Consider the following 15,536-nt stretch of genomic DNA (forward strand, 5'->3'; position numbering starts at 1 on the left):
ATGACCTCCCCCATGGGACCGCGTTGCATCCCGGTGATCGGTGGGTCAACGTTCCACCTGGGCCAGGACATGGGTGCGGACGACAACGAACCGATCTATGCCATCGCCACCGGCAAGGTTCGCTCGATCGTGAAGGGTACCAGCACGAAGTCGGGCATCATCGTTGTCGAACACCAGATCGATGGCGCCAGGTATGAATTCGCGTACATGCATATGTGGCCCAACGACGTCATGGTCGAGGTCGGCGACGTGGTCAAGGCGGGAGAACAGATCGCGAGGGTGGGTGACTCGGGACCCGCAACCGGCCCACACTTGCACCTGGAGATCTGGAAGGACAGGTTCTACTCTTCCGATGCCAATGTGCTTAATCCTGTCACGTTCCTCAAGAACCGCGGCGTGGACCTGAAAGCCAACGCCGCCGCGAACTACGCAGGCTACAACAAGAGCTGCACCTATTACGCGAGGGGCAAGACCGAGGTGTTTGCGTCCGCCTCGACCTCCTCCAAGGTCTTGGGCCGTCCTGGGCGAAACACCGAGGTCACGAGCAAACCCGGTGCGATCAACGGGTTGCTCAATGGCGACTTCGTCAAGGTACAGTACGGCTCGCTTGCCGGGTGGATGAACCGCTTTGCAGTCTCTCCCGGAAAGCTTGCTGAAGCCCCTGCCGGGTCGCTGACGACCGCCGGAACCGTGACCAACGGCGTAAAAATCCCCTTTGCGACCTATAGGAACCCCGACGTGCTGAACATGCGTTCGGGCGCGGCCAGCTGGTACTCGAGGATTACGACGCTGCCGGCAGGTTCAACCCTCAAGGCATATGAAAGCGCCAGCGGCTGGACGCGCGTGAAATACGGGAGCAACGAAGGCTGGGTTTCGTCCGCGCTCATCAGCAAGATCGCAGACATTGACCCCTCGACGGTTGCCACGACCCATCAAGTGACCCGCGACCTCAAACTCCGAAGTGGCGCCGGATACAGCTACGCGGAGACCCAGTCGCTCAAACGCGGAACACAGGTGAGCATCCGCCGTACCGTCGGCACCTGGTCCCAGATCCAGGCAGGAAAGGTCTCCGGGTGGCTCCGAACTGCAGACCTGATGAAAGCCGGATCCACCGCACAGCCTCCGACCCAAAAGCCACCAGCCGTGACGTCGCTGAAGAAGAAGTCCTACACGACGAAGGCGAAGGTCACGATACGGAAGTCTCCGGATTCCAAGTCGGCATCGGTTCGAAGCGTCGCAGCGAAAAAGAAGGTGACCGTAAACGCGAAGAGCGGTTCTTGGTTGCGGGTGAGCTATGCGGGCAAGACGGGGTGGGTTCCCGCGAAACAACTGGCCGTTTACAAGGCGCCCGTCAAGACCAAGACCACCAAGACCGGCCTGAATCTGCGCAAGTCGGCTTCGACGTCCAGCAAATCGATTCTCGTCATTCCCAAGGGCAAAAAGGTGACTTTCAAGGCCGCTAAGGGTTCATGGTCACAGGTCCGCTATGCGGGCAAGACGGGGTGGGTCAAGAAGAAGTACCTGAAGTAGGCCGACTCATCGCCCAAAGCGTGCAGACCTGAAAACGCCAATGGGCGGTGGATCCAAACAGATTGTTTGGATCCACCGCCCATTGCGATTCCGTCGTCTCAGCGGCGGCTATACGGACGTTTCCGGCGGAGTGTTCCCGGGCACGGGCAATCTTGTGTGAGGCTGCCCGGACTCGTTCGAGGTTGCCCCCGCGGCGTCGGAGCTGGCCTCGTCTTCGCGGGGCGATGAGGTCGCCGCTGGAGCCACGACGTGTGCGGCGGGCGATTCCCCGTCCGCCGGTTCATCGGTGTCGTCGAGCGCCTTTGCCTGCAGGTCACGGCCCGCCCAGATCTTGGTGATCGACCAAGCCACGGCGGTCAACGGCACGGCCAGCACGGCACCAACAAGTCCACCCAGCACGGTTCCGGCAGCCAATGCCAGCAAGATCACCAGGGCATGCAGGTTCAGGGCATGGGCCATGACCACTGGCTGCAGGAAATTGCCTTCGAGCTGCTGGATCACGATCACGGCGCCGACCACGATGAGAGCCACGACCGGGCCGTTGGTCACCAATGCGACCAATGTGGCGAGGGCACCGGCAAAGGTGGCGCCGACCATCGGGATGAATGAGGCCATGAACGTGACCACGCCGAGCGGGATCGCCAACGGCACCCTGAGAAGCAGCAAAGCCACGGTAATGCAGATGGCATCGACGGCGGCAATGGTTGCCGTTCCACGCATGTAACCGCCGAGGGTTTCAACGGTTCGCGCACCCGAGGCCTGCCACCTGTGCATTTGGTGCCGGGGCATCCACGAAATGAAGAACGCCCAGATCTTGTCCCCATCCTTGAGGAAGAAGAACAGGATCACCAGCAGCAATACGAGCCCGGTGAAGAAGTTCCCGGCGGCGGAGATTCCGTTGAGTGCTCCGGCGCCAAACTGTGAGCTTGTGAGGAAGCCCGTGACTTGTTTGATTGCCTGATTGATTTGTTCCTGCGAAATCGTCCATGGCAATTGGTTCAGCATGCCCTGTATCTTGTTGAAGCCTTCAACACCCTTGGCGACCAAGGTAGGCCATTCGGCCAACACCGAGTACACCAGCGCGGTACCGATTCCCCCAAGCACCAGAAGCGAGCCCAAGAAGACCGTCCAGGCAGCCAGCAACGACGACATGACCTTGCGCAGCGCTCGTACCAGTGGCCACAGCGCGCTGGAAACAATCAGGGCCAGCAGCACGGGCAGCGCGATGAGGCTCAGGCGCAGCAAGACGAAGATGGCAGCTGCGGCCAGGCACGCAACGACAAGGATTTGGACGGCGCGGATGGCCGAACGTCCCAAACCGTCGGTCCACAGGCCGGAGACCGTGTAATGCGGCGGATTTGCAACCGCGCTTGATACGGACGGCGTCTCGGACGGGTTCGGGCCTCGGCCCGCCCTCCGGTTTCGCTTCACTGACATAACCTGACTCCTTGCAATGGGCAATACCACCACTCTATTCAGTAATTCGGGTCCACGCGTATTTCGCAATGCGTGCAGGGCAGTGACGTTGAGCCAATTAAAGACTTGTGTGAATCGAGTTTCCGCGCTGAAGAACTGATTAGTGAATTGTCCCGCGAGGTTTTGGAGAACGTGTGCCCAACGCAAAAACTAGGCATTTCGAATATGTATGGCGCAGATCGTCGGAAAGTCCGTCACGAATCGCATAAGCGCGGCTCAACTACTGCGAATGGCGTTGGGCGCGTCGTAAGCTGAGCACATGAAGAAGATCGGTCTGGCCGCCGCCTTGGGTGCCGCTTTGCTCTTGTCCGCCTGTGCTGCCGGAACCGCCGAAGAGCCGAACCCGGTGGGTACCTGGGGCGTGACGGAAGAAGGGAAACCGCAGCTTGTCTTGGAAGAAGGCGGAACCTTGCACGGAACCGACGGATGCAACCGTTTGGTCGGAACCTGGAAAGAATCCGACGGCAAGGTCATCTTTGGCCCGCTGGCCTCAACCCGGATGTTCTGTGAGGGCGTGGATACCTGGCTCTCGGATGCGACATCCGCAAAAATCGTTTCGGGTTCGCTGGAAATCTTCAACGCCAAGGACGCTGCCATCGGCACGCTCAAACATTCCGAATAGGCACGGACCGGAACCCCGCCGCGCAGATCGGTTCCGTGGCCTTGAAGGCGCAAGAGTGCCCGCTTGCCGTATCCCCGAGCGTTCCACCCTGGTGAGCCGGGCGACGGGCGCTTCGCAGGGGTCTTTAAGAAGCTTTGGCCGTGTAGGCCCCGTTATGGGGGCCTACACGGCCAAAGTGCATGCAGCTACGAAATTAGTCGGCTACGTAGAACAGACGCTTGTTGACGAACTCTTCCATGCCCAGCGGGCCGAGTTCACGGCCGAAGCCCGAGCGCTTCACGCCACCGAAAGGCATGTCTGCGCCTTCGGCTGCCGGGGTGTTGACGTTGGCCATGCCGGTCACCAGACGTGATGCGACCTTGGCTGCACGCGCCGGGTCTGTGGAGAATACAGCGCCGCCCAGGCCGTACTGGGAGTCGTTGGCCAGCTCGAGTGCTTCCTCGTCCGAGGACACCTTGTAGACAACGGCAACCGGGCCGAAGAGCTCTTCGTAGTAGGCTCGCATGCCCTTGGTGATGCCCGAAAGGACGGTCGGGGCCAGGTAGGCGCCCGGGCCTTCGTGCAGTACTCCGCCGGCGTGCAGGGTTGCGCCCTTGTCGACGGCGTCCTGGACCTGCGCGGCCAGGGCTTCTGCGGCACCGCGGGTGGAGAGCGGACCGAAGGTGCCCTCTGCCTCGACAGCCGGGTCGCCCGGGACGAGGCCGGTGGCAAGCTTGGTCAGTTCGCCCACGAAGTCATCGAAGATGTCTTCCATGACGATCATGCGCTTGTTGGAGTTGCAGGCCTGACCGGTGTTCTCCATGCGGGTGCCCCAGGCCGTCGCTGCGTCCTGTGCGATGTCGGCAGAATCAAGGATCACGTAAGGGTCCGAGCCGCCGAGTTCCAGAACGGCCTTCTTCAGGTTGCGCCCGGCCTGTTCGCCGATGATCGCGCCGGCACGCTCGGAGCCGGTCAGTGAGACGCCCTGGATACGGTCATCGGCGATGATCGTGGAGATCTGCTCGTGGCTGGCGAAGACGTTGTTGTACACGCCGGCCGGCACGCCTGCATCGTCCATGATCTTCTGGATGGCCAGGGCCGAGCGAGGGCAGGTTTCGGCGTGCTTGAGCACGATGGTGTTGCCGAGCACCAGGTTCGGTGCCGCGAAGCGGGCAACCTGGTAGTACGGGTAGTTCCACGGCATGATGCCCAGCAGCGGGCCGACCGGGAGACGCTCGATGATGGCCTTGCCGCCGCCGATCGCCTTGATTTCCTGGTTGGCGGCAAGGGACGGGCCCTCGGTGGCGAAGTACTCGAAGATGTCTTTGCAGAATTCTGCTTCACCCTTGGACTGCGAGAGCGGCTTGCCCATTTCCTCGGTGATGATGGCAGCAAGTTCGTCGGCTCGTTCGGCGAAGAGTTCACCCACGCGGGCAACGATCTTTGCGCGCTCGTTGATGTCGACGTTCTTCCAGGACTGGTAGCCGGATTCGGCTGCGGACAGCGCGTCCTGGATCTCGGCGTCGGTTGCGGTGGCGAATTCTTCAACCACGGCACCGGTGGCGGGGTTGATAACTCGGTAGCCTGGGGCTGTCGTCGTCTGGGCGTTGGCGGTCACTGCCATGCTCCTTCTATAGTCACTGGGCGGCGGAAATCTGGGTTGCTCGCCACGTACGGTTCTATCATGTCTTGAAAACCGCGATTTGTGAACCCCATCACGGGTCGCCTACGAGCATATCCGCAGCCTTAGAATTCAGCTACTTCGGTATTCGTCGTTAACGACTTGAAACCCTGCGAAATACGTATTTCGCAGGGTTTCAAGTCGTTTGGCGCGGGCCGCTTAGCTTGTGGCGGCCGTGCGCCAGTGGTCGATGCCGGCCTCGCCCAGGGCGATCCTGTCGATCAGGTCCAGCTCTTCGGCGGTGAAGGCGGTGTTCTCCAGTGCTCCCAGGTTCTCGTCGAGCTGCGCCGTCGAGGAGGCGCCCATCAGGACGGAGGTCACGCCGCCGTCCCGCAGCAACCAGGCGATGGCCATCTGCGCCAGGGACTGTCCGCGTTCGGATGCGACGCGTGCCAGGTTCCGGATCTTTTCAAGGTTTTCCGGGGTCAGGTGTCCCTCGAGGGAGTTGCGGCCGCCCGCCGGAATCGCGGATTCATCCGTGAGGTACTTGTTCGTCAACAGGCCCTGGGCCAGCGGGGTGAAGGCGATCGACCCCATGCCGTGTTCCTTGAGCGTGTCGAGCAGTCCGTCCTCGACCCAGCGGTTGAGCATGGAGTAGGAGGGCTGGTGGATGACCAGCGGGGTGCCCATTTCCTTGGCGACCCGTGCGGCCTCGGCGGTGCGCTCCGGGGAGTAGGAGGAAATGCCGACGTAGAGGGCCTTGCCCTGGCGAACCAACGTATCGAGGGCGCCGATGGTTTCCTCGATCGGGGTCCCCGGGTCCGGGCGGTGCGAGTAGAAGATGTCCACGTAGTCCAGGCCCATGCGTGCGAGGGATTCGTCGGCCGAGGCCATGATGTACTTGCGCGATCCCAGGTTGCCGTACGGGCCTGGCCACATGTCCCAGCCGGCCTTCGAGGAGATGATGAGTTCGTTGCGGTAGGCCTTGAAGTCGCCGCGCATCATGCGGCCGAAGTTTTCTTCCGCCGATCCGTAGGGCGGGCCGTAGTTGTTGGCCAGGTCGAAGTGGGTGATGCCGTGGTCGAAGGCATGGCGCAACACCTCGCGCTGGGTGTCGAACGGACGGTTGTCACCGAAGTTCCACCACAGGCCGAGGCTGATCGGAGGCAGGACCAATCCGGAGTTTCCCACCCGGCGGTAGCCGGTGGATGCGTAGCGGTCGGCCGCGGCAACGTACGGCTGGTGTGTTTCGGGAACGGGGGAATAGCGGAGCTCTTCGGCCATGGTGAGGGTGTTCTCCTGCGGGGTAGCGATCATGAGGGGCGTTTTGCCCTCGTCCATTCTTGTCGCCAGTGCCCCCGACGTCCATATGAAACCGGTTTTCTGTGCTAAATCGTGTGTTAATTTGTGCGATTGTGACAGTTTTGGCGAAATGTCGCGGTGTTGCCGGCCAGGACCGCTGCAAGAAGCGGCCTGAAGTTAAAAGTGAAGAACCGGTCGTGACGGCTAAGGAGGTGAAACTCCGCCGCGACCGGTTCTTCTGATCACTCGCACCTTGAGAAGGTAGCTTCAGCCTATTTTGCGAAGCTGTGTGGTAGCTGAGTATTCCTTGGCAGTATGCAATGAGCTAATAATTCGACGGTGGATCCGACGCCGGGAAGGATTCGTCTTCCCACTCCTCGACCAAGGCCTCGTCGTGCTCGCTGGCATGGTGCTCCGGCTTTTCTTCGGCTTCGACGACTTCTTCGGTTGGTTCTTCACTCATCACACGCGCTCCTAAATCCGTAGTGCGAGGTGCCCTTCGAATCGGAGGGTTCCACTATCTCCAGTCTGGTCTCAAGTGGAAGCAATGTCGAGGGGGTAGGCCATCCCTCGCCGTGGTGAAACAATGCTGCTTAAAAGGTTGAGCACCGGTCGGAAAGGTTTGGGGGAATAAACCTGAAATCCAACCGGTGCTCTCATCACTCGCACCTTCATGAGGTAGTAATTACTCTAGGAAACCAAGCTATGCGTTCGCTGTATAAGCCCCGACAGCCACGTGTGAAATCATGCGCGCAGGATCAATGCGTCGCCCTGCCCGCCGCCGCCGCAAAGTGCCACCACGCCGACGCCTTCACCGCGACGGGCCAGTTCCATGGCCTGGTGCAGCACCAGCCGGGCGCCGGATGCACCGACCGGGTGGCCCAGGGCGATGGCCCCACCCTCCCTGTTGATCGTGCCGGGGTCGAGCCCCAAGTCCTTGGCGGACTGCAGCACCACCGAGGCAAACGCCTCATTGATCTCGATCAGGTCCAGGTCCGATGCTTTCAGTCCCTCCTTGGCCAGGGCGGCAAGGATCGAGTCGCTCGGCTGTGAATGCAGGGAACCATCGGGTCCGGCCGTCTGCCCGTGGGCGCCGATTTCACACAGCCAGCCCAAACCGGCCCTGCGTGCCGCCCCCTTGGAAGCAACGACGAGTGCCGCCGCACCGTCCGAGAGTGGCGAGGAGGACCCCGCGGTGATCGTCGCGGCGGGATCCGTGGAGAACGCCGGGCGCAGGGCTGCCAGTTGCTCGGCCGTAGTGTTGGGCCGGATTCCCTCGTCCCGGGAGACCACCAGATCCTCGCCGCGGCGCTGCGGAATGCTGATCGGAGCGATTTCGGCGTCCAACGCTTCCCGGGCGGCAGCCGCCCGCTGGTGCGAGGCCGCGGCGAAGGCGTCCTGCTCGGCGCGCGGAATGCCGCGTTCGATGTTGCCGCGGTCGGTTGCGGAACCCATGAGCTCGCCGGAGAACGGATCGTCAAGCCCGTCGTGGTTCAGCGAGTCCTCCATGCCGCGGTCACCGATGGCGAGCCCCGACCGCATCCCGCGCACCAGGTGCGGGGCGTTGGACATGGACTCCTGGCCGGCGGCGATAATGAAATCGGCCTCGCCACAGCGGATCATGCGGGCGGCATCGATCACGGCGGTCAGGCCCGACAGGCAGAGCTTGTTCACGGTCACCGTCGGGACGTTCCACCCGATGCCGGCCTTGATCGCGGCCTGGCGCGCCGGCCCCTGGCCGGCACCGGCCAGGATGACCTGGCCGACGATCACGTGGCCGATCTTTTCGGCCGGCACCCCGCTGCGTTCCAGTGCGGCGGCGATGGCGTGGGCGCCCAGGTCGTTGACCTGCACCGAGGACAGCGCACCGCGGAACTTCCCGAAGGGCGTGCGGGCCCCGGCAACAATCACGGGGGTCAGGTCGTCATTCATCACAACTGTCCTTTTCTCGGGTCGGGGCGCCGTTGCCATAAGCTCGAGGGCATGCCCCATGCAGTAAATCCGGTTGATGCCCACACTATCCACTTCGACGCGAGCGCCACGGAAGCCCCGCCGGTGTTGCTCCTGCACGGCTCGGCGCTTTCGCGATCGATCTGGCGCGGATTGGGCTACGTCAGGGCGCTGGAACCCGGATTCTCCACCATCCGCATGGACCTGCGCGGGCACGGACGCTCGGGCAAGCCGCACGAGGCGTCCGCCTATTCCATGGAATCGATGCTCGGCGACGTCCATGCCGTCCTGGACGCCACGGGCCACGAGTCGGTGCACATCGTCGGGTACTCCTTCGGCGCACGCGTCGGCCTGGCGCTGGCCGCCCGCTCCCCGCAGAAGGTGCGGTCCCTGGCAATGCTCGGGGGAACCCACGCCATCGAGGAGGGCCAGCTTGCCGCGCTCTTCTTCGACGGGTACCTGGAGGTGCTCAAGGCCGGGGACATGGAGGGGTTCATCGCGGGCATGGAGGCCGGCGGCGGGAAACTGGACCCGGCCACCCGGCTGGCTTTTGCCTCCAACGACCCGCTGGCGCTCGCGGCGTACTTCGAGGCCACCGAGTCCGGCCCGGGAATCAGCGAGATGCTGCTGCAACAGATCCATACCCCGACGCTGCTGATGACCGGAACCCGGGACTCGCCGCGCATCGAGCACTCCCGCATCATGGCCGACCTGATGCCCGACGCGCGGCTGGTCGAGCTTCCCGGGCGCACCCACGGCGGAACGCTGTTCCCGCCCGAACCGATCCTGGACGAGCTGCTGCCGTTCCTGCGCCAACACGAGGGCGGCTGACACCGCCGTGTTCCGGGCCGGCAACCGGCACTTGACCGGCGGTGCCCCAGGGTCAAGACTCAAGAAATGGAAGCACAAGAGGCTGCTGTCTCGATCTCCGGGTTGAGCGTGACGCGCGGGAAGAACCCCGTGCTGCACGGCCTGGACCTCAGGATCCCGCGCGGGGAAGTGGTGGGATTGCTGGGCCCCAGCGGCTGCGGCAAGTCGACGCTGCTGCGCTCGATCGTCGGAACCCAAGTCATTGCAGGCGGCCTCGTGGAGGTGCTGGGGGACGAAGCCGGATCCGCGGCGCTGCGGCACCGGGTCGGCTACATGACCCAAGACGCGGCCGTCTACGACGACCTGCCGGTGGCCGCGAACCTGCGCTACTTCGCCAGGGTCATCGGTGCCGACGACGCCCAGGTGCAACGGGTCATCGAACGCACCGACCTGGGCTCGGTGGCCCGCTCGATGGCCGGGGACCTGTCCGGCGGGCAGCGCAGCCGGCTGTCGCTGGCCATCGCGCTGCTGGGCGCACCCGAGTTGCTGGTGCTCGACGAGCCGACGGTCGGCCTGGATCCGGTGCTGCGCGTCGAGCTCTGGAGGCTCTTTGCCGAGCTGGCGGCCGACGGCGCGACGCTGCTTGTCTCGAGCCACGTGATGGACGAGGCCACCCGCTGCGACTCGCTGGTGCTGATGCGCGAGGGCAGGATCATCGCGCAGGATACGCCCGCGGGCCTGCTGGCGCGCACCGGGACCGCGACCGCGGAGGATGCGTTCCTGGCCCTGATCCGGGCCGGCGAAAAAACCGGGTCGGATACCGGGACGGAATCAGGCGGGAGCGCCGCCCCGTCGGCCCTGGGCAGCGGCCCGGGCAAGCACCGCGCGACGGGGGAGACACCATGAAGCCGACCTGGGTCCTGGCCACCGCCGAGCGGGTGCTCACCCAGATCCGCCATGACCACCGCACCCTGGCGCTCTTGCTGCTGGTGCCCGCCCTGCTGATCGGGCTGGTGTCCTGGATCTTCACGGACACCCCGGTGTTCGCAAGCATCGGCCCGGCGATGATCGCGCTCTTCCCGTTCATCGTCATGTTCCTGGTGACAAGCATCGCCACGCTGCGCGAGCGGCGCAGCGGCACCCTGGAGCGCCTGCTCTCGCTCCCGCTGGGCAAGGCCGAGTTCATCCTGGGCTACGCGCTGGCCTTCGGGCTGCTGGCTGTCGTGCAGACGGGCATCGCCGTGGGCTTCGCCGTGTGGGTGTGCGGGCTGGAGGTCTCCGGCAACCTGGGCCTGCTCTTTGCGGTGGCTGTCGCCGACGCCCTGCTGGGCACCTCGCTGGGCCTGCTGGCCAGCGCCTTTGCGCGCACCGAGTTCCAGGTGGTGCAGTTCATGCCGGCGCTGATCTTCCCGCAGATCCTGCTGGGCGGGATCTTCCTGCCGCGCGACCAGCTGCCGGCCGCGCTGGAGGCGATCGGCGACTGGCTCCCGCTGAGCCACGCGATCGACGCGCTGACCGCCGTGGCCCGCGGCGACCAGGACGCGGCGTACATCTGGCTGCGGCTGGGGTTCATCGCCATCTGGATCGTGGTGGCGATCGCCCTGGGGTCGGTGACGCTGCGCCGGCGCACCAACTAGCGCGGGTCGCCCGGGGATAATGGACCGGGTGAGTGAGCAGCTTTTGCGGGCAACCCCCGGCACCGTGGACCCAGGCACCTTCGACCTCGAGAACATCGGTCGGGGCCTGGTCTTCGCGCAATCCCTGCCGGAGCTTGCGCGGGTCCTGTCTGCGGGCGGGGAAGCGGGGACGGCCGTCATCCAGGCGCCGCCGGGCACCGGCAAGACGACGCTGGTGCCGCCGCTCGTGGCGAACCTGGTGCTGAAACGCGCCGGGGGAGCCGGGCGCATCCTGGTCACCCAGCCCCGCAGGGTCGCCGCGCGCTCCGCCGCACGGCGCCTGGCCTCGCTGGACGGCAGCCCGCTGGGCACCCGCGTCGGGTTCAGCGTGCGCGGGGAACACCAGGCGGGCCCGGAAACGCTCGTGGAATTCGTGACGCCCGGCATCCTGCTGCGCCGGCTGTTGGCCGATCCCGGGCTGGACGGGATCGAGGCGGTCATCATCGACGAGGTCCACGAACGCGGCCTCGAGACGGACCTGCTGGTCGGCATGCTGCGCGAGGTCCACGAGCTGCGCGGGGACCTGATGCTGCTGGCCATGTCCGCGACCCTCGACGCCCCGCGTTTCGCCGCGCTGATCGGCGACGCCGGCGGCGAGGGCCCCGCCGCCGTGGTGGACTGCCCCTCCGCGCTGCACCCGCTCACCGTGGACTGGGTGCCGGGCGTCGGTTCCCGGCTGACCGACCGCGGAGTGTCCCGCACCTTCCTCGCCCACGTCGCGGCCACCGCGGCGCGTGCCCACGCCCGGGCGCTGGCCGATAACCCGGAGATCGACGCGCTGGTCTTCCTGCCCGGCGCCTGGGAGGTGGCGGAGGTCGCCGCGCAGCTGCGCAACCTGGCCCCGGGCACCGAGGTGCTGGAACTGCACGGACAGGTCCAACCCGCGCTGCAGGACCGCGCCGTCTCCGGGCGCGAGGCCCAGGGGGCCCCGCGCATCATCGTCTCCACCTCGCTGGCCGAATCCTCGCTGACGGTGCCCGGCGTCAGGCTGGTCGTCGACTCCGGCCTGGCCCGCGAACCGCGCCGGGACGCCGTCCGCGGCATGAGCGGGCTGGTCACCGTCTCCGCGTCGCGGGCCTCCTGCGTGCAGCGTGCCGGACGCGCCGCCCGTCAGGGCCCCGGCACCGTGGTGCGCTGCTTCGAGGAGAAGAGCTTCGCGGCGGCCCCGGCGCACCCGCGGGCAGAGATCACCGTCGCCGACCTGGCCTCCGCGGCCCTGCTGCTGGCCTGCTGGGGAGCGCCGGGCGGGGAGGGCCTGCACCTGCCGGAGGCACCGCCGGCCAACAGCCTTGCCGACGCGCTCACGGTCCTGGGCCAGCTGGGCGCCATCGACGAGACCGGGCACGCCACGGGCCTGGGCCGCAGGCTGGCCTCCATCCCCGCCGACCCGCGGCTGGGCCGGGCGTTGCTGGACGGGGCCCCGATGGTGGGTGCCCCGCACGTCGCCGCCCTGGTCGCGATGCTCGCCGGCGACTACCGGGCGCAGGCCGCGGACCTGGGGGAGTTGCTCAAGTCCCTGCGGCGGGGCACCCACCCGCAGGCCAGGGCCTGGAAGCAGGAATCGGCCAGGCTGCAGCGCTTGGTGGAACGCGCCGGGGCCGGTTCCGCCACGGCCCCCGCCAGCCCCGCGGCCACCGGGGAGGACGCGGCCGGCCTCGTCGTGGCGCTGGCCTACCCCGCCCAGGTGGCACGACGCGTGCCGGGTGCCTCCGGAACCACCTACCTGCTGGCCTCGGGAACCCGCGCCGGGCTGCCGGCCGGAAGCGCGCTGGCGCACCACGAATGGCTGGCCGTCGCGGAGGTCGCCCGGGCCGCTGGCCGCGACGCCGCGGGAACCGGGGCGCTGATCCGTGCCGCGGCGCCGCTGGACGCGGACACCGCCGCCCGGGCCGCCGCCCACCTGATCGGGGAGGAAACCCGCACGCGCTTCGCCGGAGGAAAGCTCAGCGCCCGCCGGGTGCGCACCCTCGGTGCCATCGAACTCGAGAACACCCCCGTGATGCCCACGCGCGCCCAGGGCCGGGACGCCGTGCTGGCGGCGCTGCGGGAGAACGGGCTCGGCATGCTCACCTTCTCCGCCTCCGCCGACGCCCTGCGCCGCAGGCTCGCCCTGGTCCACCGCGAACTGGGCGACCCGTGGCCGGCCATGGACGACGATTCCCTCATTGCCGCGGCGGGCGACTGGCTGGCTCCCGAGCTGGAGGCGCTCGCCGTCGGCAAGCCGGCCTCCGCCCTGGACCTCACCGATGCGTTGCGCCGCCTGCTGCCCTGGCCCGAGGCCTCGAAGCTCGGCGAGCTGGCACCCGAACACCTCGCGGTGCCCAGCGGGTCGAACATCCGCATCGACTACCCGCCGGTCGACGAGCCCGGGTCCAGGCCGGTGGTGTCGGTGAAGCTGCAGGAATGCTTCGGACTCGCCGAATCCCCGCGACTGGTGCGGGGCCGGGTGCCGATCCTTTTCCACCTGCTGTCCCCGGCCCGGCGTCCGTTGGCCGTCACCGACGACCTGGCGTCGTTCTGGTCCGGCCCCTACTCCCAGGTGCGTGCCGAAAACCGCGGCCGCTACCCCAAGCACCCGTGGCCGGAGGACCCCTGGACCGCGCCGGCCACCCGGCACGTCAAGCGCCGCATGGGCGAGGCATAGGGGGCGCATAGCCGTTGCCGGGGCGCGGCACAGCCGCGCCATAGGCACGGGTCATAGCGTGGGGATCCGACGACAGCTTGCTCCGCCGGAGCCAAGAAGAAACGAGGACCCCCACCATGGAACCGATCCAAGGCCACGACCCCTCGGGTGCCGCGCACCCGCGTTTCCAGGGCAGGGTCCTGCCCCGCCCCGAGGACGACCTGGAGGACCAGGGGCTCGGGTTCGATGTGCAGACCTTGTTGGGGCGCCGCACCGCGCTCAAGGCCTTCGGAGTCGGCGCGCTGGCACTGGGGCTGGCCGCCTGCTCCGCGACCGCCAAGACCGCTGGCGCGTCGGGCACCTCCGCCGGGGAGATCCCCGACGAGACCGCCGGACCCTATCCTGGCGACGGGTCCAACGGACCCGACGTGCTGGAACAGAGCGGGATCGTGCGCAGCGACATCCGCTCCAGCTTCGGCGACTCGACCACCACGGCCGCAGGCATCCCGATGACCCTCGAGCTGAACATCAAGGACCTGGCCAACGGAGGGGCGGCCTTTGCCGGGGTGGCCGTGTATGTGTGGCATTGCGACCGCGAGGGCAACTACTCGATGTATTCCGCCGCCGTGGAGAAGGAGAACTACCTGCGCGGCGTGCAGATCGCCGACGCCGCGGGAACCGTGCGCTACACCAGCATCTTCCCGGCCTGCTACACGGGCCGCTGGCCGCACATCCACTTCGAGGTGTACCCGGACGCGGCCTCGATCGCCGACGTCTCCAAGGCGATCGCCACCTCGCAGGTGGCCCTGCCGCAGGACGTTTCCGATGCGGTCTTCGCCACCGACGGCTATTCGGCATCGGTCAAGAACCTGTCACAGTTGTCCCTGGCGACGGACAACGTCTTCGGCGACGACTCGGGCGCCAGCCAGCTGGCCACCGTCACCGGGGATCTTTCCAAGGGGTACAAGGTGGTGCTCGACGTCGGGGTGGACACCCGGACCGCGCCGACCGGTGGTTCCATGCCCGGAGGCGGGAACGGTGCGCCCCCGTCCGGCGGACCCGGAGGTCCCGGCGGCACCCCGCCATCGGGCCAGCCGTCGGCTGCTCCCGGAGCGACAACGAACGGAAACGGCTAGGGATTCCGCAGGGCGGTTGCAGCACCTGCCGCGCCCCGCCCCACCCGGTGGCAAGCGGGTGTCAATGGCTTGTAGGGAGGCGCGCCAGTGTCCCGGATGCGTGTAGGCACCCGGGACAGCTGAAGCTACTCCTTCAGCGGAACGCCGCGCGCGTCGGCGCGGAACGAGGAAGACCCGACAAGGATCATGATGCCCTCAATGAGGCCCCAGAGCCCGCCGATGCCGCCGGTCAGTACCGTGACCACGATCTGCAGGATGCCGATGGCGGTGTAGCCGAGGTAGAAGCGGTGGATGCCCAACCCGCCGAGCAGGATCCCGAGCAGCCCGGCGGCCAATCGCGACTTCTGCTCGGTACCCGGGTAACCGTAGGGCTGCTGCCCGTAGTGCTGAGGGTAGCCGGGCTGTCCATGCGGCTGCTGCTGATACGGTTGTTGGCCCGGGTACGGCTGTTGCTGCATGTTGGGCTGTTGACCCGGGTAGGGCTGTTGCTGCATGTATGGCTGTTGGCCCTGCGGCCAGCCCTGTTGGCCGGGCTGCTGCTGGTAGGGGTTCGCGGGCTGCTGTTGCTGGTAGGGACTACCGGGTTGCTGCAAGTAGGGGTTGCCGGGCTGCTGCGGATTCTGCGGTGAAGGCATGGGCGGCTGCAGGCCGGGATCACCTGGTGCTGCCCCCTCTGGGTGGTTGGTGTTCGTGGGCGGCTGCGGATCGGACTCCGGCCGTTCGGGGACGGGTTCACTCATGACGGCTCCTAAGTTGTGCGGTGTCTCAGCCATTGTATGTAACGGCTCCGCCGTCTTGGTGTTGGGGGTCC

Annotated in this window: 13 protein-coding genes; 7 read left to right on the forward strand and 6 right to left on the reverse strand. The window is 66.5% G+C overall.

What is annotated here, in order from left to right; translation table 11 throughout:
- Positions 1-1,530 carry an SH3 domain-containing protein gene (locus ACFY5D_RS19785; protein ID WP_387533880.1) on the forward strand — a complete coding sequence of 510 codons (1,530 nt, stop codon included), beginning with the start codon at positions 1-3 and terminating at the stop codon, positions 1,528-1,530.
- 108 nt (positions 1,531-1,638) lie between these two features.
- Here the strand turns inward: ACFY5D_RS19785 and ACFY5D_RS19790 are convergent, their stop codons facing one another.
- The gene (locus ACFY5D_RS19790) at positions 1,639-2,967 is read right to left on the reverse strand and encodes an AI-2E family transporter (RefSeq protein WP_387533882.1); all 1,329 of its coding nucleotides are present in this window, start codon (positions 2,965-2,967) and stop codon (positions 1,639-1,641) included.
- A gap of 298 nt (positions 2,968-3,265) precedes the next feature.
- Here ACFY5D_RS19790 and ACFY5D_RS19795 point away from each other — a divergent pair, with 298 nt between their 5' ends.
- Positions 3,266-3,628: an META domain-containing protein gene (locus tag ACFY5D_RS19795; RefSeq protein ID WP_387533884.1), complete on the forward strand. Its 363-nt coding sequence runs from the start codon at positions 3,266-3,268 to the stop codon at positions 3,626-3,628.
- A 193-nt stretch (positions 3,629-3,821) separates the two neighbouring features.
- Here the strand turns inward: ACFY5D_RS19795 and ACFY5D_RS19800 are convergent, their stop codons facing one another.
- From ACFY5D_RS19800 to ACFY5D_RS19815, 4 genes are all read right to left on the reverse strand, one after another.
- On the reverse strand, positions 3,822-5,231 hold the full coding sequence (locus tag ACFY5D_RS19800; RefSeq protein ID WP_387533886.1) for an NAD-dependent succinate-semialdehyde dehydrogenase: 1,410 nt from the start codon (positions 5,229-5,231) through the stop codon (positions 3,822-3,824).
- A 216-nt stretch (positions 5,232-5,447) separates the two neighbouring features.
- Positions 5,448-6,512 (reverse strand): aldo/keto reductase, encoded by a 1,065-nt coding sequence (locus tag ACFY5D_RS19805; RefSeq protein WP_387533999.1) that lies wholly within the window; start codon positions 6,510-6,512, stop codon positions 5,448-5,450.
- Positions 6,513-6,855: 343 nt separating this feature from the next.
- Positions 6,856-6,993, reverse strand: a complete 138-nt coding sequence (locus ACFY5D_RS19810; RefSeq protein ID WP_387533888.1) for a hypothetical protein — start codon at positions 6,991-6,993, stop codon at positions 6,856-6,858.
- Positions 6,994-7,274: 281 nt separating this feature from the next.
- Positions 7,275-8,462 carry an acetyl-CoA C-acyltransferase gene (locus tag ACFY5D_RS19815; protein WP_387533890.1) on the reverse strand — a complete coding sequence of 396 codons (1,188 nt, stop codon included), beginning with the start codon at positions 8,460-8,462 and terminating at the stop codon, positions 7,275-7,277.
- A 51-nt stretch (positions 8,463-8,513) separates the two neighbouring features.
- Between ACFY5D_RS19815 and ACFY5D_RS19820 the strand changes: the two genes are divergently transcribed.
- From ACFY5D_RS19820 to ACFY5D_RS19840, 5 genes are all read left to right on the forward strand, one after another.
- Positions 8,514-9,311 carry an alpha/beta fold hydrolase gene (locus ACFY5D_RS19820; protein WP_387533892.1) on the forward strand — a complete coding sequence of 266 codons (798 nt, stop codon included), beginning with the start codon at positions 8,514-8,516 and terminating at the stop codon, positions 9,309-9,311.
- Positions 9,312-9,377: 66 nt separating this feature from the next.
- Positions 9,378-10,196, forward strand: coding sequence for an ABC transporter ATP-binding protein (locus tag ACFY5D_RS19825; RefSeq protein ID WP_387533894.1), 819 nt, complete (start codon positions 9,378-9,380; stop codon positions 10,194-10,196).
- Positions 10,193-10,927, forward strand: a complete 735-nt coding sequence (locus ACFY5D_RS19830) for an ABC transporter permease (protein ID WP_387533896.1) — start codon at positions 10,193-10,195, stop codon at positions 10,925-10,927. The genes ACFY5D_RS19825 and ACFY5D_RS19830 overlap by 4 nt, the downstream gene beginning before the upstream one ends.
- Positions 10,928-10,946: 19 nt before the next feature.
- Positions 10,947-13,610 (forward strand): ATP-dependent helicase HrpB, encoded by a 2,664-nt coding sequence (gene hrpB, locus ACFY5D_RS19835; protein ID WP_387533898.1) that lies wholly within the window; start codon positions 10,947-10,949, stop codon positions 13,608-13,610.
- Between the two features lie 116 nt (positions 13,611-13,726).
- The gene (locus ACFY5D_RS19840) at positions 13,727-14,725 is read left to right on the forward strand and encodes an intradiol ring-cleavage dioxygenase (protein ID WP_387533900.1); all 999 of its coding nucleotides are present in this window, start codon (positions 13,727-13,729) and stop codon (positions 14,723-14,725) included.
- Between the two features lie 125 nt (positions 14,726-14,850).
- On the opposite strand, the gene ACFY5D_RS19845 is transcribed toward ACFY5D_RS19840, so the two are convergent.
- A complete protein-coding gene (locus ACFY5D_RS19845) occupies positions 14,851-15,465 on the reverse strand; it encodes an NINE protein (RefSeq protein WP_387533902.1) in 615 nt (204 codons plus the stop codon).
- Positions 15,466-15,536 lie beyond the last annotated feature (71 nt).

The sequence above is a fragment of the Paeniglutamicibacter sp. NPDC012692 genome, assembly GCF_042901625.1.
Classification (GTDB): Bacteria; Actinomycetota; Actinomycetes; order Actinomycetales; family Micrococcaceae; genus Paeniglutamicibacter.